Here is a 25,840-nt window from a genome sequence, read left to right as displayed (position 1 = left end):
AAGTATGAGTCTATAAAGTGGTGGGCGCAGGAGGATTCGAACCTCCGACCGCTCGGTTCGTAGCCGAGTACTCTATCCAGCTGAGCTATGCACCCACTTTATAGTTTACTTATTTTAACTCTAAGTAGAGCTTTTGCTTATTTAGACTCTAAGCAGAGTTATTAAAGTATGGTGGGCGCAGGACGTATCTTCTAAGAATGAACCTCCGACCGCTTGGTTATAAAACCAAACACTTTAATTGCTTATTTAGACTCTAAGCAGAGTTATTAAAGTATGGTGGGCGCAGGAGGATTCGAACCTCCGACCGCTCGGTTCGTAGCCGAGTACTCTATCCAGCTGAGCTATGCACCCATACTTTAAAACTTTACAAAACACGCCATTAAAAGAAATGGTGGAGAGGGAGGGATTCGAACCCTCGATAGAGCTACAAACTCTATACTCCCTTAGCAGGGGAGCTCCTTCGGCCACTCGGACACCTCTCCGTCTTGTGGGGCGTATAATAAAGATTTCAGAAAATATGTCAAACACTTTTCTACCAAAAACGACTATATGGTTATAGATTGCACATATGCTTGGTTTAAAAGTGTAATTAGTTTGAAATTTAAGCGGGTTACGCGTTTTTATTTGAAGGATTAACACCTAGCACAGGAACTAAGTCATCAGTTAACTGAGCCAAATACTGTTCTTGGTAACCTAACTGTTGAAATTCAGCAATACAAGCACGGTAATAAGCATTTCGTTCTTGCTCTGATGTGCCCTCTTCTGAAAAATCATCTACTCGTTTGTCTTTCATACTATTATTCTAAGTCCTTTAAGAATCTATATTTAACTGCTAAATACCAAGCAGTGTAAATTTCGTGCGTATTCTAGCTAAAACCTTTACATAAATACAACATATGTTTAAAAAACAATCATACTAAAAAGTTATAGCACTGTTAGTTTTAATATTAAAAACTGCCAATAACAATAAATTAGCGAAGCTGAATTGCACATTAACCAGCACTAATAACTACATTTAATTTTTAGTGTAGTACTTATTAATTAAAATACTAATACAAAATAAAAAAACGCCGCTATTAAGCGGCGTTTATTAACTTACTTTGTTCTACCCAAAGCTTAGTCAGCTTGCGGGCGCATATGCGGGAACAAAATAACGTCTTTAATTGTAGATGAGTCAGTAAACAACATTACTAAACGGTCAATACCAATACCTTCACCTGCAGTTGGCGGTAAGCCGTACTCAAGTGCGCGTATGTAGTCTTCATCGTAATGCATTGCTTCATCATCGCCTGCGTCTTTCTCTTCAACTTGGCGTGTAAAGCGCTCTGCTTGGTCTTGTGCATCGTTAAGCTCAGAGAAACCATTTGCAAGTTCACGACCGCCAACAAAAAATTCAAAACGGTCGGTAACAAATGCATTTTCGTCGTTACGGCGTGCAAGTGGAGAAACTTCCCACGGGTAGCCAGTAATAAACGTAGGTTGAATAAGCATGTGCTCTGCTGTTTCTTCAAATATTTCACACAAGAACTTACCTGGGCCCCAAACACAGTTTTCAGGAATTTTAACGTGCACTTGTTTAGCGTACGCTTTTAATTCGTCAAAGTGGTTTTCTGGGTCGTTAAATACCGCAGCATCAAACTCAGGGTTATACTTTAAGATTGCGTCCGCCATACTTAAACGTGTAAACGGTTGACCAAAGTCGTACTCAACTGAATCAATAACTTCGCCGTTTTCGTCTTTAGTTGTATTAACTACAACAGCGCTACCAAGTACGCTTTCTGCAACCGTACGTAGCATGTCCTCGGTGATGTTCATCAGGTCGATGTAATCAGCGTATGCTTGGTAAAATTCAATCATTGTGAATTCTGGATTGTGACGCGTAGATAACCCTTCGTTACGGAAGTTACGGTTAATTTCGAATACACGGTCAAAACCACCTACCACTAAGCGCTTTAAGTAAAGCTCTGGAGCTATACGTAAGTACATGTCGATATCAAGTGCATTATGGTGAGTTACAAACGGACGTGCAGATGCACCGCCAGGTATAACCTGCAGCATTGGTGTTTCTACTTCCATAAAGTCACGGTCTGCTAAAAAGCGACGAATGCCTTCAACTACTTGTGAACGAATGCGAAATGTTTCGCGCGTTGCTTCGTTAGTAATTAAATCAACGTAACGTTGGCGGTACTTTGTTTCTTGATCTGATAAGCCATGGAATTTTTCAGGTAACGGACGAAGTGACTTAGTTAATAGTTGATACTCAGTCATTTCTACATATAAATCGCCTTTACCCGATTTATTTAGCGCACCTTTAACACCAATAATATCGCCAGTGTCTAGTTGGCCATATTTTTCTTTAAGATCTTTTTGAACGTCTTTAGATGCATACGCTTGTACACGACCTTTCATGTCTTGAATTACAAAGAACGGTCCACGCTTTGCTAAAATACGTCCAGCAATAGACACAACTTCTTGCATCTCTACTAATTCTTCTTTGCTCTTATCACCAAACTGGGCTTGCAAATCAGCCGTGTAATGCTCACGACGGAATTGGTTTGGATGACCGTTGGCTGGGCAATTTTCGCGTATAGCGTCTAACTTGCCGCGACGCTCAGCGATTAACTTGTTTTCGTCTTGGATTTTATCAGTCATTTTTTAGCTCTTTATTAGCTTGGTGGTTATAGGCCAGATTTAAGGCTGGCTTCAATAAATTTATCTAAGTTACCGTCAAGTACCGATTGGGTATTGCGGTTTTCAACGCCTGTACGTAAATCTTTAATGCGTGCGTCATCAAGTACGTATGAACGAATTTGACTACCCCAACCAATATCAGATTTAGCGTCTTCTTGCGTTTGTTTTTCAGCATTTTGCTGTTGTAGCTCAAGCTCAAATAATTTAGCTTTTAACTGCTTCATCGCTTGGGCTTTATTTTTATGCTGTGAGCGCTCGTTTTGACACTGCACTACGGTATTTGTTGGTACGTGAGTAATACGAACCGCCGATTCGGTGGTGTTAACGTGCTGACCACCCGCGCCCGATGCACGGTAAACGTCTATACGCAGGTCTGACGGATTCATATCAATTTCAATATTATCGTCAACTTCTGGGTATACAAACGCAGAAGCAAATGAAGTATGACGACGACCACTTGAGTCAAATGGGCTTTTACGTACTAAGCGATGCACACCAGTTTCTGTGCGTAACCAACCGTAAGCGTATTCGCCAACAAAGCGGACAGTTGCGCCTTTAATACCAGCAACATCACCGTCGGTCGCTTCAACTAGCTCAACTTTAAAGCCTTTAGCCTCGCCCCAACGTAAATACATACGAAGTAGAATATTACACCAGTCTTGTGCTTCAGTACCGCCAGAACCTGATTGTAAATCAAGGTACGCATCGTTTGAGTCATGAGGACCTGAAAACATACGACGAAACTCTAAACCTTCTAACTGTCCGTTTAAATCAGCAAGCTCAGTTTGCGCTTCAACAAAGGTATCTTCGTCTTCAGCCTCTACAGCAAGCTCAAGTAAGCCTTCAACGTCATCAGTACCGGCTACAAGGTTGTCGATTGTTTCAACAACAGCTTCTAATGCTGACTTTTCACGGCCAAGCGCTTGTGCGCGTTCAGGTTCATTCCACACGGCTGAATCTTCAAGCTCGGCGTTAACTTCTTCTAAGCGTTCTTGTTTAAGAGCGTAGTCAAAGGTACCCCCGAAGCAATTCAGTACGTTCGCGAATTTCCTTGATTTGATTAATCACAGGATTCACTTCAAACATGTACATCACTCCAAAATGGCTAGGTAATTGCGCCCCTTTAAATGGGATTTTCGCAATAAATTATCGTCAAATGATAAAAACGCCCGATTTTAACAAAAAACCGCGCGCTTTATTAGCATTTTATGCATGATATTACATATTTTTTAGTGTACTTTTTCAAGCTCTCTAACTATTAATTGCAGCGTAAATTTACCTCTAAACTCATTTATATCGAGCTGGTACGCTACTTTTACAAACTTCGCCTCAGTATCTGGCCATTCTTTTACATCAATACCAAAAGCAATGGCATCAACTAAACGACCAGATTGGTGCTTTAACACGAGCTTTAAATGCTTTTCGCCTACTATGCGCTGCTGTATTACTTCAAATGTATGCTCAAACACCGGCTCAGGAAATTGCTGACCCCACGGGCCCGATTGCTTTAATAGCTGGGCAAATTCCATCGTAAAGCAGTCGTTTGGCAGCTCACCGTCGGTAAATACAATGCAGCGCTTACTTTCTTCACTCAGTTGCGCGCTAACTGCGGCATCAAACGCTTTTTTAAAGTCGTTAAAGTGCTGCTCGTTAATACTTAAACCAGCAGCCATTGCGTGGCCACCAAATTTATTAATTAAGTGTGGGTCGGCAGTATTAAGCCCTTCGAGTAAATCGCGCATGTGTAGCCCTTCAATAGAGCGGCACGAGCCTTTAATTTCACCGTTTTCGCCACCAGCAAATATAACTGTTGGGCGGTGGTATTTTTCTTTTAAGCGACCAGCCAAAATCCCAATAACACCTTGATGCCAATCGTCTTGAAACAAACAAATAGCATCAGGGATGTTATCGTCGCTAAATGCGAGCCTATCAAGCACGGCTTGCGCCTCGGCTTGCATGCCTTGTTCTATTTCGCGCCTTGCAAAGTTTAAGCTATCGAGCTCGCCGGCTATACTACGCGCTTGGTTTATATCGGTGCTAAGCAAGCACGCTATACCCAAACTCATGTCGTCTAATCGCCCTGCTGCATTTAAACGCGGCGCAAGTGAAAAGCCAAAGTCGCTTGCGCTTAAGCGCGCAGCATTGCGGTTAGCCACTTCAATAAGCGCGGTAATGCCTGGGCGTGTTTTACCACTGCGAATACGTGCTAAACCTTGGTGTACTAAGGTACGGTTATTTGCATCAAGTGCCACTACATCGGCAACCGTGCCAAGCGCTACAATGTCGAGCAAGTTAGCTAAATTAGGCGGCGGTTGCTGCTCAAAATAACCTAAATCTCGCATTACGCTTCTCAGCGCTATTAATAAGTAAAAAGCAACGCCAACGCCTGCAATAGATTTAGACGGAAAATCACATTCGTGCCTATTTGGATTTACGATTGCATCTGCATTTGGCAGCTGCTCACCTTGTAAGTGGTGATCTGTTACCAGCACTTTTATGCCAACCGCTTTTAAAATATCAATACCGGCAATACACGATATGCCGTTATCTACGGTGATCACTAAATCAGGTTTTATTTGTACTATTTGCTCAGCAAGCGCGGGGCTTAAGCCATAACCTAAGCTAAACCTGTCAGGAATTAAGTAATCTAAATGCTTAAAGCCAAACATCTCAAGGCCTTGCATTAATGTTGCAGTGCTTGTTGCGCCATCGGCATCAAAGTCGCCAACTATTAATATTTGGCTTTGCGCTTTTAATGCTTCAATTAATAAGTCGCTGGCTTTGTCGATGTCTTTAAACAATTTGAAGTCGTGAAGCGTAGCTACGCTGTTATTTAGCTCTTCGGCATTGAATACATTGCGGTTAGCATAAATTTGTTTAATTACAGGGTGTAAATTACTCGGCAGATGCGAGTCGTCAACGTTTTCACGCGCAATGATTAGTTTTTTCATGCAGGGTTTTAACTTATTGAGTCGTATTAAAAAGACAAAAAAAGGCCATTAAGGCCTTTTTAATAATAACTAAGCGTTTAATTACGACGCTTTGTTAGCTTCTAATGCTGCTTTTAGTGCTGCTGCTGGCTGGTAACCAGGGATCATTGTACCATCTTCTAAAATAATAGCGGGTGTGCCGCTAATACCAAAGCTTTGACCTAATTGGTAATGCTCTGCAACCGGTGCGCTACAGCCTGCAACTACTTTAGTGCTTGTGCCTGATTTAGCTTCTGTTAGTGCTTCTTGCTGATCGCGTGCACACCATACGTTCATTAAATCTGCGTAACCTGAACCTTGTAAGCCACCACGTGGAAACGCAAGGTACTTAACGGTAATACCCGCATCAAGTAAATCGTCTAACTCGCGGTGTAATTTACGACAGTAACCACAGCTAATGTCGGTAAATACAGTAATACTGTGCTTTTCGTTTGGCGCTTTGTACACAATCATCGATTCTTCGTATTCTTTAAGACCTTCAACACGCACGCCATTTAATGCTTGCTCTGTTAGGTTATTACGATTATTTAAATCAATTAACGTACCTTGCATTAAATATTGACCGTCTGGACTTGCGTAAAGCACGCCCTTATTAGTAATCAATTCTTTTAAACCCGTTACTGGACTTGGATTAATTTGCTTTACAGTTACACCAAGCTCGGCAAATTTAGTAATAATAGGATCATTAGCATCTGGTGTTACAGCAACGCCATTTGCAAATGCACTAATACTTGTGCACAACATGGCACCTGCTAACATTAATTTTTTCATAACTTCTCTCTATCCTAAAAATACTTAATATATTGACCGGCTTAATGATATTTACTTTCAAACTTACGCACGCGGGTGATGCTCTGCGTGTACCGACTTTAACCGTTCATTGGCAACATGGGTATAAATTTGCGTCGTTGATAAATCGCTATGGCCCAACATCATTTGTACCACACGTAAATCTGCCCCATGATTTAATAAATGCGTAGCAAAAGCATGGCGCATAGTATGGGGCGATAATGGAGACTCAACTGCTGCCAAAATAGCATAGTGTTTAATTCTATGCCAAAAGGTTTGTCGCGTCATGCCTACTCCGCGTTTAGATGGGAACACAAAATCGGTGGCATGTTTTATCATTTGCGCACGCCCACCCTTTAAAAATTGCTCAAGCCAATACATGGCTTCTTCACCCAGTGGAACTAAGCGCTCTTTATTACCTTTACCTTTTACAAACACCACTGCTTGGCGCAAATTAATTTGCTCCATGCGCAGTCCAACAAGCTCACTTACACGCAAACCCGTTGCATAAAGTAGCTCTAGCATGGCTTTATCGCGCAGTCCCATCGGTTCTTCGGTATTAGGCGCATTTAATAATGCCTCAACTTCAGCCTCTGAAAGTGTTTTAGGTAACGACTGCCCTGCTTTTGGCTGAGAAATATTTAGCATGGGGGTGTCGCTAATTAGTTTTTCGCGCACAAAGTACTGATAAAAACGCTTAAGCGCACTAATACTACGTGCAGTACTGCGTGGTTTTAATCCTAAATCGACTCGGTGCGCTAAGTAACTTTCAACATCAAGCCCTGTTACCGTCATTAAATTTTCGCCCTTTAAAAATAGGCAAAACTTATCTAAATCACTGCGATAAGCACTTAATGTGTTTTCGCTTACGCCTTGTTCTAAGTACAGGCTATCTAAAAAGGTTTCTAGGTAGTCGCTATTACTGCTCATACTGCTGTTATTTTCAAAAGAATCGTCAGATAGCGTTGTCACATTATGCTCTCATGCTTTGCTAAGGTATCAATTAAAAATACCTTACGGTAAACTTGAGCCTATCATATCAGGCAATTACACAGTGATAAATACGATGCAAATTGGTTTATTTTTTGGTTCTACTACGTGCTACACCGAAATGGCAGCAGAAAAGATTCGCGACATTATTGGTGCCGATATAGTTACCCTGCACAATATTAAAGACGAGCCACTAAAAAATGCAGAGCAGTATGACTTTATCATCTTTGGTATTTCAACATGGGATTTTGGTGAAATACAAGAAGACTGGGAGTCAAAGTGGGACGACATAGCCGACGTAAACCTAAATGGTAAAACCATTGCTTTATTTGGCATGGGCGATCAGCAAGGTTACGGGCAGTGGTTTCAAGATGCGCTAGGCATGCTACACGACGAAATAAATACGCAAACATTTACTCAACTTGGTTTTTGGCCAAACGACAGTAGTTACGAGTTTGAAGCTTCAAAAGCATTAACGCCTGATGGTAAACAGTTTGTAGGACTCGCGCTCGACGAAGACAGTCAATACGAGCTAAGCGACGACCGCATTGCAACATGGGTTGAACAGGTAATGACTGAATACGGCGAAACGCTTTAATTAATAAGCAAAAAGCCCGCAACTAGTTTAGTTGCGGGCTTTTTAATTAGGGCGTGTTGATCTTTGGTGGGTGAATTTGCAGCAGTATGTTTGGTTTTTAGGCAAGGCAGAGCCTATGTAGTGTTGTTATTCCCCATAAATAGGCGATAACGCAGCATAAATGCCAAACATGCACTGCCCTCTGGGTTCTTTCTAGGGGCGATCAACTCTTTGTTGCTCGGTTTTTACTTAGCCCACTAGGTTACAAACCTCGCGCCGCGATTTAATCGCCCCTAGATTGAACAAATTTCAATCCACAAAGATCAACACGCCCTAGCAATATGAGTAATTTATTGAAACGTCATCACATTGGTTGTTTGTGGGTAGTACCCATCTGCCATAACAATGTACGGTAGTAAATTACTTAACCATTTTTGCTGCACGCTTTCGCTATAGTTTAAGTAAAGCTTATCTTCGTGAATATAAAATGCTTCAGGGTCTATCCCTACGGCATTACCTTCATCAGCCATTGCATAAGCGCACCAGCCACCGTACTGCGGTGCATAATCCTTTGGGTTTTCTGCAAATGCCGTTTTATTTTCTTCACTCGAAAAATGCCAGTCAGCACCTAAATAACTAAACGTATATTTGTCGCTGCCTTTAACGGCTTTATTTTGCGTAAAATAAGCAACGCTGTCGTACCCTTTAATAGCCGTGTTATTAAACCAACCTGTATTTACAGCATCATCCTTTGCATTTGCCCCACCGCTTATTAACAGTGTGCTCAGCATTATTAAAGCAACTATGTACTTAATCATCTTTTTTCCTTTATTATTTACTCAAAATTGAATGCCAATTAAATATAGCTGGCTTAGTGAGTAAGAAAGGCAAAGCGCAAAAATGATTTCAGTTAATACTTAATTATTTAACGTTTAGTAATTAAATAAGTAGTAAAACTTACTCTACTTTTAGCCAATATTGGTTTCGATAAAAAAAGCCAATGTAGCCGCGTACTTCGAGCTTTTTACCTTCATCCTGCGGGGTTAGTTGTAAAGTGTAGGTTTTACCATTTGTTGGGTCGAGTATTTCTCCGTCTCCCCAGATGCCATCATCTTGTGCTTTTACATCGGTGATTATAGTCATTCCTAAAATAGGCTGATCTTTTAACTCATCATCGCATTTACTACATATATCATTTTGTTTTGCAGGGTTAAGAATGGTTTCAACTTTGCCGCTTAATACACCGTTGGTTTGGGTAATACGTACATACGACTTAGCTTGGTTTGTATCCTCATCAATCGTTTTCCAAAGCCCTACTGGCGAAATAGCAGCAAACACACCTTGGCTTGCAAAAATGGTGGCTGCTAACGTGCTAAGTAATGCTAATTTATTTAACTTTTTCATTGTGTTGCCTTTTAAATTAAGTGGCCAATGGCTAAATCATATCAGGTGATTTATAAACACACTATTAAAGCGCTGTACATAAAATAAAAAACCTAAACTAATAATCATTAGTTTAGGTTGTCATATGAGCTTTTTTGCTTACTTTTAAAAACTACGAATTACTACACCTGAATTATTAAACTCAAATTTATTAATTTTTCCGCATTGCGCCATATGATTAGTACTTGTATAAAGTGGATTGTCTTGTGCAATGGCAGTCTCCCATCCTTGGCCATTTTTAATGAATGCTTTTAGTTCAAACCATCCATTAACCGCTTTACTGCAATCCATATCTACATCAAGCATCCAATAGTGTTCGCCCCATATATTTAATGGTGTTACACCAAAACCATCTGTGTTTACCGTTTTTTCAGCGCCCCAACCTGCTGGCCAAACGTTCGTTGTCCAGTCGGTAGCAGAACCTTCTGCTTCGCTACTTTGCCCATTTTCTATACCATACCAATCAAGGTAGTTATCATTTGCTTTCCAAGGGCTTGTTGTGACATTTTTTAAATTGTTATGACGAATAGGCATTGCACACTCAAAATTACTTGTTTGGCAATTTCGACCAAGGTTTGCGTTTGCATAAGCGTGGTCAATTCCACCACGGATAAACATATCTTGTCCGCTTTGTGTTTGTGCATTAATAAAAATAACCGTTCGCTGCCAGTCACTTTCAGTGCTTGAGGCAGAACTGGTATTTAACTTGGCATTTTTATGAATTGCCATCGCATCCCAAGCGCCAATATTAAGATTAATAGTACCGTCGGAATTAACCGTTATAACCTCACCACTACAACTTTTAGCATCAGCTGACAGTTCGCCTTTTAGCACATTACAGTATTGCCCTGACGCCATATCGGTTTGCACAGTTGCACTAAGTGTTGAGTCTTCTTTGTTAATAGCCATATGACCCGAGCTACCTCGGCCAAATGAAATTTGATTATTTGTGTTATCCCACCAGTTTGTTACTGCCCAATTGTCGGCGGTGTTATTTCTAAAATCGACCCCGCCTGCAATATATGACCAGCGATGCTCACACTGCCAATTACTCGCAAAACACTCTAAGTTACCATTATTATGTACCGGTACATTTGGCCCACCAGCATCTGTATCACCATGAAAATCATAACTCGACATTACTTTTGGATAACCGTACGGATAAGCCAACATAAATACATTGGCTAAGTCATATAAGCGGCCATCTTCAAAGGTAATAACATTGCCAGCGCCGCCGTGCCCGCGCTGATTGTCGTGATTGTCTACAAAAACCACCGCAGAAGAGCTTGGCATAAAGCCCCACCCTTCGCCAAAATTACTCAGCCATGCAAGCGAGCCGTTTCTAAAAGTGTTACCAAGCTCAGTGCTATATTTAAATTCAGTTACTAAACCTGTGCTTAAATATTCAGAGGCACCAACAGCCTCCCCACCTTGATCGATCACTTCTTGAAAAACCACTGGCGAGCCATTTACTTTGGCCATTAAACTTTGGATATCGCTTGCTGCAACATGTTTAGAAGCATCAAACCGAAAGCCTTTTACGCCAATAGCTTGTAAGTCGTTAATATATGCTGCAATGGTATTTTGCACATAGTTTGAAGCGGTATCTAAATCGGCAAGTCCAACTAGTTCACAGTTTTGTACTCGGTAGCGATCGTTGCCATAATCAGAGTTATTAATGGTACAACTTTCATGAAAATCTTGTGGGCTATAAATAGGAAAGCTTTTATTACCAAAGCTATTTCCGGCTGTGCCTGTGCCACTTCCTGCTGCCATATGGTTAATAAGCGTATCAACGTAAATATCAACCCCAGCTGCACTACAGCGATTTACCATATCGATAAACTGTGCACGGTTTCCGCCACGACTTTGCAGTTCATAACTTACTGGCTGATAACGTGTCCACCATTGGCTTCCTGTAATGTGCTCATTAGGTGGCGAGACCTGTACTGCAGCGTAGCCTTTTGGTCCTAGGTATTGCTCACATTCTTGCGCTACATCTTGCCAATTCCATTCAAACAAATGTACAAATGTGGTGGGCGTAGCAGTCGCAATGCTAGGTAAGAGCAACCCTAGGCTTAAACCTGCGGTGGTGATTATTTTATTGAGTTTCATAGTGTGTGATCCAATTGTTGAGCGAGCAAAACAACTACTCGATGTTATTTACAAGTGGTTAACACTAGATTGGTAATTGATTAAATAAAAACTGAATACGTATGCATAATAGGTAAATTATCCTTTATTACTAGATAACCTACATAACTAGGCAATTTACATTTTCAAATAAAATGCTTTGCATAGGGCTATATAATCAGCAGTGTAGGTATTATCTAAGTTTCTAATACACAGGATTGATGATTCTATATCGCTTTTTACGTAGCTAAATGTCATTAAACTGCGGCTAATATCTTTATTGGGCGTGGCTTTTACTTGGCAATGAGTATTTAAATAAAGCCCATTTTGAGTAGCAAGCTCAATAAATAATGCGCCTTCAACGCTTGGGAGTATTAAGCTAAAGCGGGAACCACTATGGCTTAAATGTTTAAACGCATTAATTAACTCTTCAAAACTTAGGCCGTCGGTATGGCGTGCGGTATTACGCGCAACATTATCGCCTTTTAAACTGTGATTAAAATACGGTGGATTAGAGATAACCACGTCAAATTTAACTTCACTACTAAAGCGTTGAATAGTTTGGTGCGTAATACTTATAGTTGGCCACGGGCTATTAGCTACATTTTGTAATGCTTGGGTATAGGCGCTTTCGTCAATTTCTACCGCAGTTATATCAAGCTCATTACTGCGCTGCTTACACATTAGTGCTAGTAAGCCGGTGCCGGTGCCTATATCAAGTAACGACTTTGCACCGCTTAAATTAGCCCATGCGCCAAGCAAAATACCATCGGTAGAAACTTTCATTGCACAGTGGTCGTGTTCAACTTTAAATTGTTTAAATACAAAACCAGACATTTTTTCACCTTTTCATTCACCAAGCGCAGCATAGCGCGTATAATCAGGGTAATTGTCCCTTATTTTAGACACTCTATGCAATTTTCTGAATTTGATCTTGATAACAAGCTACTCGATGCCATTAATAAAATGGGCTACGAGACGCCAACCAGCATTCAACAACAAGCTATTCCTGAAGCACTACAGGGGCGCGATATTTTAGCATCTGCGCCTACTGGTACAGGTAAAACAGCGGCATTTTTAATTCCGGCTATTCAGTACTTACTGGATTTCCCACGTCGTGACCCTGGTTTTGCGCGCGTACTCGTTATGACCCCGACTCGTGAGCTGGCTTATCAAATTCATGAACAATGTGAACTGCTAGCTAAACGCACACACCTAAAAATTGGTGTAGTAACAGGCGGTATTAACTACGGCACGCATAAAGAAATTTTTGAAAAAAATAACGATATTTTAATCGCCACACCAGGTCGATTAATGGAATACCTAGAAACCGAAAACTTTCATGCTGAACACGTAGAAATGCTTATTATTGATGAAGCAGATCGCATGTTAGATATGGGTTTCAAAAAAGAAATGAGCCGTATTTGTGACGAAGCTAAAAATCGTCGCCAATGTTTTTTATTCTCAGCAACACTTGAAGGTGACAGCGTAGAAAGGTTTGCTGAAAAAACATTAAACGACCCAGCTCTATTAGAAGCCGAATCGTCACGTAAAGAAAAGGCTAAAATTCACCAATGGGTACATTTAGCCGACGATTATCATCACAAACTTGAATTATTAGTTAATACGCTAAAAAATCCTGACGTAACTAAAGCGATTGTGTTTGTTAAAACTCGCGAACGCTTAGAAACATTGATTGGCGAACTTACAACTAATGATGTAAAAGCGGCGTGGTTACGCGGCGAAATGCCACAAGACAAACGTATGAAAGCCATGGAAAACTTCCACAGTGGCAAAACAAGCATATTAGTTGCTACCGACGTAGCTGCACGTGGTATTGATGTATCTGACATCAGCCACGTTATTAACTTTGATATGCCGCGTACTGCCGACGTATATGTACACCGTATTGGTCGTACTGGCCGTGCTGGTAAAAAAGGGATAGCAATATCGCTAGTTGAAGCACACGATATTGGTATTTTATATAAAGTAGAGCGCTACGTTGAACAAAAATTAAAACGCCGTGTAATTAGAGGTGTTGAGCCACAGCATAAAGAAGCTAAGCCACCAGCTAAAAAGCGTAAAGATCCAGTAAAAATGAAAGCCAAGAAAAAGGCTAAGGTTAAAAAGAAAAAGTAACCTAAAACATTTTTATACTAAGCCGACTTTTGTCGGCTTTTTAATGCAAGCCTTGCTGGCTCTGCTGTTTGTACCTGTTACATATGTAACCCAAGCATGTAACTCATACTCATTTAAATGTAATTTTTGCCCACCTGAATTCCCACTTAATAAAATTCCCTTATATTTCATAGCGTTAATATTGGCACCGAAATTGTAACTACAAAGATAACCTAGCCGATGGAATTTCCATATTGTGGCTGCACTATTCACCGTAATGTAAGGATTAAGTTATGAACCGCTTCAAGTTAACTATCGCTTTAGTATCATTTTGTTGTTTATTTTTATTAGCTTGCGCTACAAAAGTAAGTGCAGCAACCAACATGGCCGTAGTAAGCAGTGTAGCCACTCAACCTAACTTACAACAAGCTATCACCAACACCCTACGAACTAATCCTAACCTAGCGTTAAGTGATATTCGTGTGCAGGTAAAAAATGGTGAAGTAGATTTATACGGTGAAGCACAAACTGGTTTTCAGCGCGCACTAGCTCAAAAGTTTTTAGAAAATATGGATGGGGTTAAAATCATTCGTAATAAAATTAGCGTTATTTAATACGCACCACATAAACTTATTTGTATAACTAATTCATAAGCGCGGCTTGTTACTCCAACACAAGCTGCGCTTTTTTATACCCTGTTTAAGGCAAGTTTTGCTGAGCACAAAGATAAAATAAAACCTATGTAATGCAATTATTCCTCCCACAAAAGCGATAGATCCCATTAATACCAAACATACTAGTAGCTTGGCTAATAGAACAAGTTACGTCAGCATTAGTTACCATCCTCGTTGTAGTACAGCTATGTAAACAATTGAGCCAATAGATCGTTTGGTTACTGTTTAACTTATAAATATAAGCGCACAACTCTACGAACTTGTTATGCGTAAAAAGAGGCTAAAAATGACGCCCTAATTTTTACACTATTGCTTATATTCAGTCTTTGTAATGCTGAAGAAGAGTGATTTGGATTTGATGCTAGCGTGGCTATCTCTGATTTTTTTAGCCCTAAAATAAACTCAGTTAATATTGTAAAAGTTTACACTGTTTCTTCAGCCGATCGAGCGGGACTGAAAGAGGATGATTTAGTTATTGAAATAGATGGAAGCGTTATTTCAGAGTTTGCCGCAAAGGCAGTAAGGAAGTCGGTGGATAAATACTACTTTTACTTATTAAACACTCCTATATTCAATAAACATAACACTAGATATTTAAACTTTTAGCTAATAATCCGTTTATAAAAAACAACAGCGCATTTTTACTCTGTAAAAATGCGCTGTTGTTAAGTAACTATTTCCCAATGCTTTTGCCTAATGAGCTTTAACTAAATTACTCACTTTGGCTAGAGTCAGTACCGTCGCTACTGTCTTTATTTGGTGACTGCTGGCTTATTTTATCGCTAATCATAGCATCGAGTTTTTCGCCCCCTTTAATGCCAAAGTCGAGCGTACGAATTGGGAATGGAATGCTAATATCAGCTTCATCTAGTGCTTGCTTAACGGCAACTATACCTTTATGGCGTACCGTCATAAAGTCAGGCTCGCCTGGGTATTTAATCCAAAACCACACCAGTAAGTTGATGCTGCTGTCACCAAAGCCTTCAGCGTATACGGCGGTTTCATCTTTGCGTATTACAAAGTCAAATTCGTTAATTTTATCGACTATAACGTCTTTTGCTTTTTCTATGTCGTCGCCGTACGAAATACCTACGGGTACTTCTATACGTCTTATACCTAGCGTGGTGTAATTTTTTAGTACATTTCTAAATAATACTTTATTTGGTACAAGTATTAGTTGCCCGTAAAAGCTCTCTATTAGCGTGTTACGTAGGTTTATAGAATGTATTGAACCAAACACATCATCGGTTTCTATTACGTCACCTGTTTTAAATGGCTTACGTACACCCATTGCTATACCTGCAATTAGGTTTTCGGTCATGTCTTGAAACGCAAAACCAATGGCTAAACCCACAATACCCGCACCAGCAAGTAGCGAAGTAACGGTGCCTTTTAAGCCAACAAAATCGAGCGCTATAAATAAACCTATGCACAACACAATAACTTTAAAAATTGACGCCATTAAGTCGGCAATTTGTGTTGAGTCAAGTGAGCGGCGTAATACGTTTTTCATCAGCTTGCCAGCAAAGCGTGCCAATATTGAAAACACAATTGCGATCAGTATCGCAACTATAAAATTAGGGATATGACTTATTACAACATCAAACCACCCTCCGAGCTTTTCTTCTATTAGTTTTTCGGCTTCGTCAATTGACGGAATGCTGATCATTTTATTTGCACCTATTTAATTAGTGTTCTCATTAATATTAGATGAGATTGCAAATATAACGCCAACATCAAAAAAGCCATGCAATGCATGGCTTTTAAATTTTTTATTTAAGCTTATAAACCTAATTTTGTTCGTCGCGCATAAATACCGGCTCAAGCTCTTTAACTGTTGCCTCTGGGCTAAAGTAATAACCTGCTACCGTAAACTCTTTAAGTTGGCTTAACTGCGTTACTTTATTTTCGATAATGTAGCGCGCCATCATGCCGCGTGCTTTTTTAGCGTAAAAGCTAATTACTTTGTATTGACCGTTTTTACAGTCTTTAAAGTGTGGGGTAATAATTTGTGCATTAAGCACTTTTTTATCTACCGCTTTAAAATATTCGTTTGAAGCAAGGTTAACTAAATATTGTGCGTCTTGCGCTTTTAATACGTCGTTTAGTTTATTCGCTATTACGCTGCCCCAAAACTCGTATAAGTTTTTGCCACGTGAATTTTCAAGCTTGGTGCCCATTTCAAGACGGTAAGCTTGCATTAAATCAAGTGGTTTTAATAAGCCGTATAAACCCGAAAGAATACGTAAGTGGTTTTGTGCGTAATCAAGCTCGCTAGCTTTAAGCGTACTTGCATCTAAACCGCCATATACATCACCATTAAAGGCAAGTGCGGCTTGTTTAGCATTACTTTGTGTAAACGGCTGTGCCCACTCACTAAAGCGTGCTGCGTTAAGCCCAGATAGCTTGTCGCTAATTTTCATTAAACTGCCAATTTGCGCTGGTGTTAGTTCACGGCATACTTTCATGAGCTCTTCGCTGTGCTCTAGTAATTCAGGCTGAGTGAACTTGTCTGTTGCGGGTGGCGTTTCGTAATCAAGATTTTTTGCAGGTGAAATAACAGTGATCATAGTTAGCTATTGACTTGTAATTTATTTAGTGTCAATTTCAACATTAAATGAAACGAAAAGCACGTTTTGTTTAAATAAATCCTCTCTTAATAACCCATGCATTGCCGTTTTTTTATTGATCAGGACATAAGACCTATCAAGCATTGTCACACTGTTGCAGTATGGATTAGATATATTAAGAGTGATTAGATTTTTCTTTTAACTTGCTTGGAATGAGGAAAGCAAATGACTTCAGCTCTACAAAGGCTAAAACAACATTCATCTATCGTAGCCGACACTGGTGATATTGAAGCTATTAAAAAGCATCAACCAGAAGATGCAACTACAAACCCGTCGCTTTTATTAAAAGCGAGCGAGATTGAAGCATATAAGCCTTACCTAGATAAAGCTTGGAGCTACGCAAAAGAAACCGAGCAAGAGCCTGCTAAACAACTTGAACTAGCATGTGATTACTTTGCCGTATTACTAGGTAAAGAAATTAGCGCTATTGTACCTGGTTATATTTCTACTGAAGTAGATGCACGCCTTTCGTTTAATACGCAAGCTACGATTGATAAAGCACATACCCTACTTAGCCTTTACGAAAAAGAAGGTGTAAGCAAAGACAAAATTTTAATTAAAGTAGCGTCTACATGGGAAGGTATTAAAGCCGCTGAGCAGCTAGAAAAAGAAGGGACTAAATGTAACCTTACTTTATTATTTAGCGATGCCCAAGCCCGTGCTTGTGCCGATGCAAACGTATTTCTAATTTCGCCATTTGTTGGCCGTATTTTAGATTGGCACGTTGCTAACGGTATGGAAAAACCAACCGATCCGCTACAAGATCCAGGTGTTCAGTCTGTACGCAGCATTTTTGAATTTTACAAACGCCATGACTACAAAACAGTTGTGATGGGTGCAAGTTTCCGTAACACAGGCGAAATTATTGCACTTACAGGTTGCGACAAGCTAACTATTAGCCCTAATCTTTTAGAAGATTTAGGTAACCTTGAAGGCGCACAAGAATATTTGCTTGAAAGCGATGTTCCACAAGAGCCAAAACCAGAGCCACTTACAGAAGCACAGTTCCGTTGGTTACATAACCAAGATGCTATGGCTACTGAAAAACTAGCTGAAGGTATTCGCTCTTTTGCTGATGCACAAGAACAACTAGAGGCGCGCTTTAAAGCAATGTAACTTGCTATAATCGTGTTTTAAAAACGTCGCAATAGCGGCGTTTTTTTTATGCCTAAAATACGCTACTCCTCTATATAATCTTCGTATAAACCTTCATCAACTCATCACATCCTCGTAACATAACTGTCACTTTTTTGTTCTATTTTAGTTATGCCTGTGGTATAGGTATTCTTGAGGTCAATAAAATCAATAGGAGAAGTTCATGGATAGCCTAAACGATATATTAGAGATATTAGAAGGACCAGATACAACAAGGAAAACCTCTCAGAAAAATAAAAAAAGAAAATGGCGCGAAATAGAAGCAATAAAAGACAAACAGCGCCTACGTAAAGAACTACAAGAACTAGACTACTTTACAGACAGTATTGCAATTGAAGAGCTCGATTTTTAATTCAATACGCCCCAACTAAACAAAAAGGCTTCCGATATATGGAAGCCTTTTTTAATGCGCTGAAAATAGCTGCATGAGATAAATTTATTATTCAGAGCCCAGGTTATTTACACCTGCCAGTTAATCGGTTTTTCATCTTGGGCTTGTAATAGCTCATTCGTTTTTGAAAAATGCTGACAGCCAAAAAAGCCTCTATGCGCCGAAAGCGGCGATGGGTGCGGTCCTTTTAAAACATGATGGCGAGCGCTATCTATGCCTTTCCCTTTTTTTTGTGCATGTGCACCCCATAAAATAAATACCACACCTTCGCAGTGCTTATTAATATGCGCTATTACATTATCGGTGAATTGCTCCCACCCTAAATGCTTATGAGAATGCGCTTGCCCTTGCTCAACGGTCAATACTGTATTGAGTAAAAACACGCCCTGATCTGCCCAGCTTTGCAGGTACCCATGTTCAGGAACAGCAAAACCGCTGATATCGGTAGCTAACTCTTTGTACATATTTTTAAGCGACGGCGGCAGCTTTTTTACATCAGGCAATACCGAAAAACACAAGCCATGCGCTTGCCCTTCTCCGTGGTATGGGTCTTGTCCTAAAATTACAACGCGTATGTCATTTAGTGCTGTGGCATCAAAAGCACTAAATACTTGAGGTTCAGGCGGATAAACAGCAACACCTTCATTGCGGCGATTAGCCACATACTCTAACGTTTCCTGCATGTAAGGTTGCTGTAATTCACTTTCTAAAAATGTAGCCCAATCGCTCATTGTGTACTCTTAATCTGTTTACGTGATGCGTCTATTTTATCACACATATCCGCGAGTCCATCTAGCATGCGCGGAGTAAAACGATGTAATAAATCGGCATTTACGCTAATAAATTGATCATTTTTAACTGCAGGCACTTCTGGCCACTTTTGCCAATTAACAACCGGCTGTGGCGTTTTTGATTTTTCATCAGGGATAATAATAACTTGTGGCTTAGTAACAATGACATTTTCGATACTAATTTGCGGGTAATCTGTAACGCTCTGTGCAAATACATTACTTACATGGCATGTTTCAATCAGTTGGCTTATCCATGTATTTTTACTTACTGTCATCATGGGCTCAGCCCATAACTGATAAAACCCGGTAATATTTTTTTTATCTTGCTGGCTTTTAACAATACCATTTAGCTTATGTTTAAATGCGCTTGCCGCTTGCTGGCTTTGCTTAATGTTCCCTGTAAATTCACCAAAAGTAAGTAACTCGTCGGCTACACCAGCGATTGTGGTGGGGTTACTCAAATATACTTTTATGCCAAGGCGCTCTATTTGGGCTAAATCTTCGCTTTGATTTCCGCTTTTCCATGCAATAACTAAGTCGGGTTTAAGCGCCAATACTTTTTCAAGCGAGATACCGTAATAACCGCCTATGCGCTCAATACTTTGGGCCTCAGCAGGGTAGTCGGCGTAATCAACTGTGCCCACAATATTATCGCCCGCCCCTATGGCAAATAGGTTTTCGACTATATGTGGTGCAAGCGCGATTATTCGCAGTTTTTTAGAATCATTAACCTGCTCTGCAAGTGCACTGCCCGATACACTAAAAAGCAGTAGCCCAATAAAAAACGCTTTAAACATTAGTAATCAAACCCTTCGAGCGCTTTTATGCCTGAGTCGAATGCGTGTTTTACATTACGCACTTCGCTTACTGTGTCGGCAAGGTCTGTTAAAGTACGATGCGCTGCACGCCCTGTAATAATAACTGACTGCATTGGTGGGCGGTTATTAAGCGCCGTTACTACTTCATCTAAATCAACGTAGCCGTAGGTCACCATATACGTAAGCTCATCGAGTAATACTAAATCAATACTGCTATCAGCAAGCATGCGTTTTGACTCTTGCCATGTTGCTTGGGCGGCTGCAGTATCGGCTTCTTTATTTTGCGTATCCCAGGTAAAACCGGTGTTCATTACAACAAACTCAACACCTGCACCTTGTAATAAATTACGCTCGCCACATTCCCACGTACCTTTAATATATTGGCAGACGGCTGCTTTTTTACCATGCCCTACGCAACGTGCTACAACGCCAAAGCCCGAAGTTGATTTACCTTTACCGTTACCGGTGATTACCTGAAAAATACCTTTTACATCTTGTGCTGCAGCAACGCGCGCATCCACTTGTTCTTTTACTTTTTGCTGACGTTGCTTGTGCTTATCGTTGTTTTGTTCAGTCATTATTGTGCCCTTCATAAATCGAGATAATTTGCTGTATATTTAAATGCGTTTCGCACATGGTTGCTAATCGTTCTAACTGCTGCTCGCGATGAGTGGCAATACTAATTGGATTAATTGAGGCGCCTGGTTTTACCCATTTTAAAATTTGCGATGTAGCATCGGCTTCATCAAACAAGCCATGTAAATAGGTGCCTGCAATGGCATTATCATCGCTAATAAAGCCATCTGTTTTAAAGCCATTTGGGTGGTTTTTATTAAAGGTTATAAATGGCTTATTAAGCGCTGCACCTTGGCTAATTCCTGCATGTATTTCGTAACCACTACAGGGTGTTTGTTGGTTATTTAAAAACAGTGTAGCGGTTATTTTAGTTAATAATTTTTGCGCTGTTAGCGTGGTTTCAAAGTCGCATAGAGCGAGCCCATTTACTTGCTTTAATGATGACTCAATACCATCGGGATCGTTGAGCGTATTGCCCAGCATTTGCATGCCGCCACAAATGCCAAGTACTTTGCCACCATAGCGTAAGTGGCGCTTAATTTGAGTGTCCCAGCCTTCATTTTTCAAAAAGGTTAAATCGCCCAGCACATTTTTACTGCCTGGGAGAATTATCAGATCAACGTCTGGGATCGTTTGCGTGTGGCGCACATAATTTATATTAATGTTTGGGTGCAGGCGCAGTGCATCAAAATCAGTATGGTTACTAATGTGTGGTACAAGCAGCACTGCAATATTAATTGTGGCGTTGGTTACGTTATTATCAATTGCGACGGCGTCTTCAGCATCAAGCGCGAGGTCGTGCAAATAAGGTAATACGCCAAGTACGGGTTTGTTTGTGTACTCTTCAAGCCAATCAAGCCCACCTTGCAGCAAACCTATATCGCCTCTAAAGCGGTTTATAACAAAGCCTTTTACGCGCGCTTGTTCTGACTCGCTTAGCAACGCAAGCGTACCTACCAAATGTGCAAACACACCGCCTTTATCTATATCGGCAATAATAATAACGGGGCAATCTACCTCTTCGGCGTAACCCATATTGGCAATATCGTTTTCACGCAGGTTTATTTCAGCGGGGCTGCCAGCCCCTTCAACAAGGAGTAAATCAAAGCGTTTAGCTAAGCGGTTATGTGAGGTAATTACTGCATCCATCGCCACTTTTTTATAGTCGTGATATTTGCCCGCTTCCATATTACTAATGGCTTTTCCGTGAATAATCACTTGTGCGCCGGTATCGCTATTAGGTTTAAGCAATATGGGATTAAAATCTATTTCGGGCTCTACTTTAGCCGCTATTGCTTGCAAAGCTTGCGCACGACCAATTTCGCCGCCATCTTTTGTTACTGCGCTATTAAGTGCCATATTTTGTGGTTTAAAAGGCGCTACCTTTACTCCGCGCTTTGTAAACACTCTGCAAAGGGCTGCAACTAGGGTGCTTTTACCAGCATCTGATGTAGTGCCTTGCACCATTAAGGTTTTCATGGAGTTACACCTTTCGCTTTCTAAAAAATAATAAACTTAAAAAGAACACACTACCAATAGCAGCGGTAATAACGCCTACAGGCAGCTCTTGATTTTTTAGTAAGGAGCGCGAAAGTACATCAACCCACACCATAAATGTACCGCCCACTAAGCTGGTTACTAGCAATCCCGCGATGGTGCCTTGGGAGATAAAAAAGCGCACAATGTGCGGTACCATTAATCCTACAAACCCAATACCACCACACATAGCCACCAGCACTGCGGTAATTAATGAGCTTAAAACCAGCATGAGTATTCTAAAGCGCTGTACCCTAACACCTAATGTAATTGCGCTTTCATCGCCAAGTAACATGGCATTGAGTTGTCTTCTAAAGCTCAGCATTACAAACGTACACAATGTAATTACCAATAAAGGCAACCAAAGCGTAGCCCACTGCGCACGAGCAAAGCTGCCCAGTGTCCAAAATAAAATAGCGGCTACCGCCTGAGGGTCACTCCAATAAAGCAACAAACTGGTAAACGCACTAAATAAAAACGACAGAGCAACGCCAGCTAATAGCATTGATTCTACCTGTGCACTTTGCTGCCTACCTGCAATAAGAATTAATAAACTCATAGCGAGTAAGCTACCTAATAACGCTGCTGCCGATAACATAAAACCTGCACTAATACCTGCTAGCGCCATAAGTAACACTACGCCAAATGAAGCACCCGACGATATACCAAATAAGTAAGGGTCGGCTAAAGGGTTACGCGTTACCGTTTGTAAAATAAGCCCCGCAATTGCTAAACCAGAGCCAGCTAAAAAGGCGAGTAATGTGCGTGGCATTCTTAGTTCGTAAATAATACGCGTATTAAAAGACGCATTATTTGAGAGCAAAAAACTATTAAGTACGTCTTGAAGTGAGGTCTCTGCCGCACCAAAACTAAGTGCTGCAAATAAGCTAAATAAAGCAGCTGCAGCACTTATAAATAGCGCAAGTGATTGGCGAGTATTAACTGCGCTCATATTATTTGTAACCATAAAAGTAAGTGATATGAGGAATGCTATTTCCCGACTTCGATATTTGTGGGTGGTTATTTACTTGAGCACATACACCAAAAACCTCACCTAGCATGTTTTCGGTTAATACCTCACTTGGCGCGCCTGAATGCGTAATTTCACCATTTTTAATAACAGCTAGTTCATCGCACATTGCAGAGGCTAAGTTTAAATCATGAAACGATGCAAACACCGTTACACCCAACGATTTAGCAAGCTCCATTACCTGTATTTGGTATTTAACATCTAAATGGCTAGTTGGCTCGTCCATTATTAACAGTTGAGGTTGCTGAACTATGGCGCGGGCTATCAAGGCACGTTGCTTTTCACCGCCCGAAAGTGACTCAAAGCTTTGCTCACTATGATCTGCCAACCCTACGGTATTGATAGCTTGAATAATTTTTTGTTTATCAATGTTAGTTATTGAGCTGAATAGCGATTTATGAGGCGTTAGCCCAAGCGCAATAACATCAAATACGCTTAAGTTAAATTGCGACGGGGTTTCTTGTAAAACAACCGCTACTTTTTTTGCGTACTCATCGCTTTTTAGCTGCCAAATGTCGGTGTTGTTAAACTCTACAACGCCATCACTGGGTTTATTAAAACGATATAAACAACGCAATAAGCTCGATTTACCTGCGCCATTAGGTCCAATTAAACCAACAAATTTACCTGTGGTTATTTTAAGGTTTATTTTTTTGAGAATCGTTTTATTGCCAATACCCCACGATACGTTTTTAACGTTTAGTAATGGTGTATTTAATGGCGTTTGAGTGTGCAATAGTCAGTCCTAGGCTAGGGTCGGTTGATCTTTCAAGGTTAAATTTGCAACAGTCTGTTTGGTATTTAGGTAAGGCAGAGCCTATGTAGTGTGGTTATTCCCCATAAATGGGCGATAACGTAGCATTAATGCCAAACAGGCGCTGCCCAAAGGGTTCTTCCTAGGGGCTATTTACTCTTTGTTGCTCGGTTTTTACTTAGCCCACTAGGTTACAAACCTCGCGCCGCGATTAAATAGCCCCTAGTTTGAACAAATTTTAATCCGCAAAGTTCAACAGACCCTAGGTTAAACTCACTAAAAATGCGATAAAAATACTAATGCACTACAAGAAAAAATGAGTAAACCCGCTCGTTAAAAAAAATCATACCAATTGCATTAAATTAGTGATTTATTATAGCGACAAAGAAATAGCTTAATAACAAGGCGGAAATTATGACATATAGTTGTTATATATGAATAATTTTTAACGAAGTTAGGAAGTTATTTAATTCGCTAGAAAGATCATGTTTTTAATAAAATTGGTATTATACCATTTGTATCTGACTTACAGCTCAGCTGCTTACAGTTGCGGGAACAGTCGAGGACTCGCACCTCATTCCAAATGAAGCTCTATTATGGGCGGCTAAGTAAATAATTTAAAGCAAAAAAAACCGCACTCAAAAGAGCGCGGTTAAAAAGGGAGTGTTTTAACTAATCGTTAAAACTTGTATTCCATACCTAAGCCTACGTAGTCTTGGTCAACGTTGTTGTCCATATCGAAGCTTGAGTAAAAACCAAATACTTTAATATTTTTATTTAATTTGTGATCAAGACCAACTGAAATTGCTGACTTATCGTCGCTGTCGTCAAAGTCCATATCTTGGTATTGCACTTTAAATGTGTTGTTACCCATGCTGTAAGCAGCATTTAGCAAGTAACCATCCGCTTCTGCGCTGCCATCTACTGCTTCTTGTGTTTGGTACATTGCGCCCAATTTAAAGTTTTCGATTTTACCTTGGATTGATGCACGTACTACATCGTAGCCATTTACTTCACTATCGGCTGCAATCGAGGCATATACAGCGCTCTTTTTAAGTGCCACGTCGCCGTAAGTAACCGCCATTGAGTAACCGTTATCAGCGTCTACATCATCTTCAGCTACAAAAGTAGCTAGTACTTTAAAACCTTCGTATGAGTTTGATGAATAACTAACTGTATTTCCTAAGCGGTTTTCACCTTTAAATACATTTTTAATGTCGCCTTCAAGATCGTTAAATAAATCTAACTTACCTTGAGATTGCTTAAGCGCAGTATCGTTACGACCAATTACAACCTGACCAAACGCACCTTTTAAACCAACATATTGGTTACGCGCAGAAATATTGTCGTCGTTATCGCCTTTTGAATCAGCATCAGACACATCAACTTGAAACTCAAACTTATATACCGCTTCTAAACTATCATTTATTTTTTCAGAACCTTTAACACCAAGACGAGATGCATTACTTTTTATCTCGGTAAAAGACCCTTCGCCATCATCAGATGATTGCACTGTTACATTCGCTTTACCGTAAATGTCTACGTCGGCAAGTGCATTAAAAGATAAACCACTTAATAGTGCTAAGCATAAGCTCGATTTTACAAATTTCATGTTATTTCCTTGGATAATCACAAAAGACTAATTTTTAAAACTGCTGCATTTTGTCACCGCTAAATGACAGTAATATTACAATGGAAATATTAATGTCTTTTTTTATTAATAAAAATGCATTAAATGTGAAATCAAAATAACA

Annotated in this window: 24 protein-coding genes, 3 tRNA genes and 1 riboswitch; of the genes, 5 read left to right on the top strand and 22 right to left on the bottom strand. The window is 40.2% G+C overall.

The window, feature by feature from the left end; translation table 11 throughout:
* Nucleotides 1-18: 18 nt before the first annotated feature.
* The 9 genes from I6F47_RS09635 to xerD all read right to left on the bottom strand — a co-directional run bounded on the left by I6F47_RS09635 (nucleotide 19) and on the right by xerD (nucleotide 7,442).
* Nucleotides 19-95 (bottom strand) — tRNA-Arg (locus tag I6F47_RS09635).
* Between the two features lie 179 nt (nucleotides 96-274).
* A tRNA-Arg gene (locus I6F47_RS09630) sits at nucleotides 275-351 on the bottom strand.
* 38 nt (nucleotides 352-389) lie between these two features.
* Nucleotides 390-482, bottom strand: a tRNA-Ser gene (locus I6F47_RS09625).
* 128 nt (nucleotides 483-610) lie between these two features.
* Nucleotides 611-793 (bottom strand): hypothetical protein, encoded by a 183-nt coding sequence (locus tag I6F47_RS09620; RefSeq protein ID WP_024597674.1) that lies wholly within the window; start codon nucleotides 791-793, stop codon nucleotides 611-613.
* A gap of 323 nt (nucleotides 794-1,116) precedes the next feature.
* The gene (gene lysS, locus I6F47_RS09615) at nucleotides 1,117-2,652 is read right to left on the bottom strand and encodes a lysine--tRNA ligase (protein ID WP_197183748.1); all 1,536 of its coding nucleotides are present in this window, start codon (nucleotides 2,650-2,652) and stop codon (nucleotides 1,117-1,119) included.
* A 26-nt stretch (nucleotides 2,653-2,678) separates the two neighbouring features.
* Nucleotides 2,679-3,777 (bottom strand): peptide chain release factor 2 gene (gene prfB, locus I6F47_RS09610; RefSeq protein WP_139016071.1). Its coding sequence is split into 2 segments (ribosomal slippage): nucleotides 2,679-3,701 and nucleotides 3,703-3,777, totalling 1,098 coding nucleotides; the frame shifts between segments, so codons are not numbered across the junction.
* A gap of 143 nt (nucleotides 3,778-3,920) precedes the next feature.
* On the bottom strand, nucleotides 3,921-5,642 hold the full coding sequence (gene recJ / locus I6F47_RS09605; protein WP_007583770.1) for a single-stranded-DNA-specific exonuclease RecJ: 1,722 nt from the start codon (nucleotides 5,640-5,642) through the stop codon (nucleotides 3,921-3,923).
* Nucleotides 5,643-5,723: 81 nt separating this feature from the next.
* Entirely contained in the window at nucleotides 5,724-6,452 is a 729-nt protein-coding gene (dsbC, locus tag I6F47_RS09600; protein ID WP_007583768.1) for a bifunctional protein-disulfide isomerase/oxidoreductase DsbC, read from the bottom strand.
* Between the two features lie 63 nt (nucleotides 6,453-6,515).
* Nucleotides 6,516-7,442, bottom strand: a complete 927-nt coding sequence (gene xerD / locus I6F47_RS09595; protein WP_169044283.1) for a site-specific tyrosine recombinase XerD — start codon at nucleotides 7,440-7,442, stop codon at nucleotides 6,516-6,518.
* A gap of 94 nt (nucleotides 7,443-7,536) precedes the next feature.
* On the opposite strand from xerD, the gene fldB reads away from it, so the two are divergent.
* On the top strand, nucleotides 7,537-8,058 hold the full coding sequence (fldB, locus tag I6F47_RS09590; protein WP_007583764.1) for a flavodoxin FldB: 522 nt from the start codon (nucleotides 7,537-7,539) through the stop codon (nucleotides 8,056-8,058).
* Between the two features lie 329 nt (nucleotides 8,059-8,387).
* On the opposite strand, the gene I6F47_RS09585 is transcribed toward fldB, so the two are convergent.
* The 4 genes from I6F47_RS09585 to I6F47_RS09570 form a co-directional block, all read right to left on the bottom strand.
* Nucleotides 8,388-8,855, bottom strand: a complete 468-nt coding sequence (locus tag I6F47_RS09585) for a YHS domain-containing (seleno)protein (protein WP_197183747.1) — start codon at nucleotides 8,853-8,855, stop codon at nucleotides 8,388-8,390.
* Nucleotides 8,856-8,994: 139 nt separating this feature from the next.
* Nucleotides 8,995-9,441 (bottom strand): DUF2147 domain-containing protein, encoded by a 447-nt coding sequence (locus I6F47_RS09580; RefSeq protein ID WP_197183746.1) that lies wholly within the window; start codon nucleotides 9,439-9,441, stop codon nucleotides 8,995-8,997.
* A 144-nt stretch (nucleotides 9,442-9,585) separates the two neighbouring features.
* Nucleotides 9,586-11,595 carry an alpha-amylase gene (locus I6F47_RS09575; protein ID WP_197183745.1) on the bottom strand — a complete coding sequence of 670 codons (2,010 nt, stop codon included), beginning with the start codon at nucleotides 11,593-11,595 and terminating at the stop codon, nucleotides 9,586-9,588.
* 156 nt (nucleotides 11,596-11,751) lie between these two features.
* Nucleotides 11,752-12,450, bottom strand: a complete 699-nt coding sequence (locus I6F47_RS09570) for a tRNA1(Val) (adenine(37)-N6)-methyltransferase (protein WP_197141955.1) — start codon at nucleotides 12,448-12,450, stop codon at nucleotides 11,752-11,754.
* Nucleotides 12,451-12,525: 75 nt separating this feature from the next.
* On the opposite strand from I6F47_RS09570, the gene srmB reads away from it, so the two are divergent.
* Both srmB and I6F47_RS09560 read left to right on the top strand, forming a co-directional pair.
* Nucleotides 12,526-13,752 carry an ATP-dependent RNA helicase SrmB gene (srmB, locus tag I6F47_RS09565; protein WP_007376476.1) on the top strand — a complete coding sequence of 409 codons (1,227 nt, stop codon included), beginning with the start codon at nucleotides 12,526-12,528 and terminating at the stop codon, nucleotides 13,750-13,752.
* Nucleotides 13,753-14,024: 272 nt separating this feature from the next.
* A complete protein-coding gene (locus I6F47_RS09560; RefSeq protein WP_010553266.1) occupies nucleotides 14,025-14,345 on the top strand; it encodes a BON domain-containing protein in 321 nt (106 codons plus the stop codon).
* Between the two features lie 772 nt (nucleotides 14,346-15,117).
* On the opposite strand, the gene I6F47_RS09555 is transcribed toward I6F47_RS09560, so the two are convergent.
* Both I6F47_RS09555 and yaaA read right to left on the bottom strand, forming a co-directional pair.
* Nucleotides 15,118-16,074, bottom strand: coding sequence for a mechanosensitive ion channel family protein (locus I6F47_RS09555; protein WP_197183744.1), 957 nt, complete (start codon nucleotides 16,072-16,074; stop codon nucleotides 15,118-15,120).
* Nucleotides 16,075-16,195: 121 nt separating this feature from the next.
* Nucleotides 16,196-16,975 carry a peroxide stress protein YaaA gene (gene yaaA, locus I6F47_RS09550; RefSeq protein WP_197183743.1) on the bottom strand — a complete coding sequence of 260 codons (780 nt, stop codon included), beginning with the start codon at nucleotides 16,973-16,975 and terminating at the stop codon, nucleotides 16,196-16,198.
* Nucleotides 16,976-17,200: 225 nt separating this feature from the next.
* Here yaaA and tal point away from each other — a divergent pair, with 225 nt between their 5' ends.
* Nucleotides 17,201-18,151, top strand: coding sequence for a transaldolase (gene tal / locus I6F47_RS09545; protein ID WP_007376481.1), 951 nt, complete (start codon nucleotides 17,201-17,203; stop codon nucleotides 18,149-18,151).
* 202 nt (nucleotides 18,152-18,353) lie between these two features.
* Nucleotides 18,354-18,542, top strand: coding sequence for a DUF3545 family protein (locus tag I6F47_RS09540; RefSeq protein WP_007583746.1), 189 nt, complete (start codon nucleotides 18,354-18,356; stop codon nucleotides 18,540-18,542).
* A 107-nt stretch (nucleotides 18,543-18,649) separates the two neighbouring features.
* Here the strand turns inward: I6F47_RS09540 and ung are convergent, their stop codons facing one another.
* From ung to I6F47_RS09505, 7 genes are all read right to left on the bottom strand, one after another.
* On the bottom strand, nucleotides 18,650-19,312 hold the full coding sequence (gene ung / locus I6F47_RS09535; protein WP_197173933.1) for a uracil-DNA glycosylase: 663 nt from the start codon (nucleotides 19,310-19,312) through the stop codon (nucleotides 18,650-18,652).
* On the bottom strand, nucleotides 19,309-20,169 hold the full coding sequence (locus I6F47_RS09530; RefSeq protein ID WP_197183742.1) for a cobalamin-binding protein: 861 nt from the start codon (nucleotides 20,167-20,169) through the stop codon (nucleotides 19,309-19,311). The genes ung and I6F47_RS09530 overlap by 4 nt, the downstream gene beginning before the upstream one ends.
* The gene (gene cobO / locus I6F47_RS09525; RefSeq protein WP_007376484.1) at nucleotides 20,169-20,768 is read right to left on the bottom strand and encodes a cob(I)yrinic acid a,c-diamide adenosyltransferase; all 600 of its coding nucleotides are present in this window, start codon (nucleotides 20,766-20,768) and stop codon (nucleotides 20,169-20,171) included. The genes I6F47_RS09530 and cobO overlap by 1 nt, the downstream gene beginning before the upstream one ends.
* The gene (locus I6F47_RS09520; protein WP_197183741.1) at nucleotides 20,761-22,245 is read right to left on the bottom strand and encodes a cobyric acid synthase; all 1,485 of its coding nucleotides are present in this window, start codon (nucleotides 22,243-22,245) and stop codon (nucleotides 20,761-20,763) included. Before I6F47_RS09520 ends, cobO begins: the two co-directional genes overlap by 8 nt.
* A 4-nt stretch (nucleotides 22,246-22,249) precedes the next feature.
* Nucleotides 22,250-23,254 (bottom strand): FecCD family ABC transporter permease, encoded by a 1,005-nt coding sequence (locus I6F47_RS09515; RefSeq protein WP_197183740.1) that lies wholly within the window; start codon nucleotides 23,252-23,254, stop codon nucleotides 22,250-22,252.
* A gap of 1 nt (nucleotide 23,255) precedes the next feature.
* Nucleotides 23,256-24,068, bottom strand: a complete 813-nt coding sequence (locus I6F47_RS09510; RefSeq protein WP_197183739.1) for an ABC transporter ATP-binding protein — start codon at nucleotides 24,066-24,068, stop codon at nucleotides 23,256-23,258.
* A 513-nt stretch (nucleotides 24,069-24,581) separates the two neighbouring features.
* Nucleotides 24,582-24,731: riboswitch (cobalamin riboswitch) on the bottom strand.
* Between the two features lie 34 nt (nucleotides 24,732-24,765).
* Complete coding sequence (locus I6F47_RS09505; RefSeq protein ID WP_007583738.1) at nucleotides 24,766-25,698, bottom strand: porin; 933 nt, start codon at nucleotides 25,696-25,698, stop codon at nucleotides 24,766-24,768.
* Nucleotides 25,699-25,840 lie beyond the last annotated feature (142 nt).

This window comes from Pseudoalteromonas sp. NZS37 (genome assembly GCF_015864265.1).
Lineage (GTDB): Bacteria > Pseudomonadota > Gammaproteobacteria > Enterobacterales > Alteromonadaceae > Pseudoalteromonas > Pseudoalteromonas arctica.
This window is presented reverse-complemented; position numbering and strand designations above follow the sequence as displayed.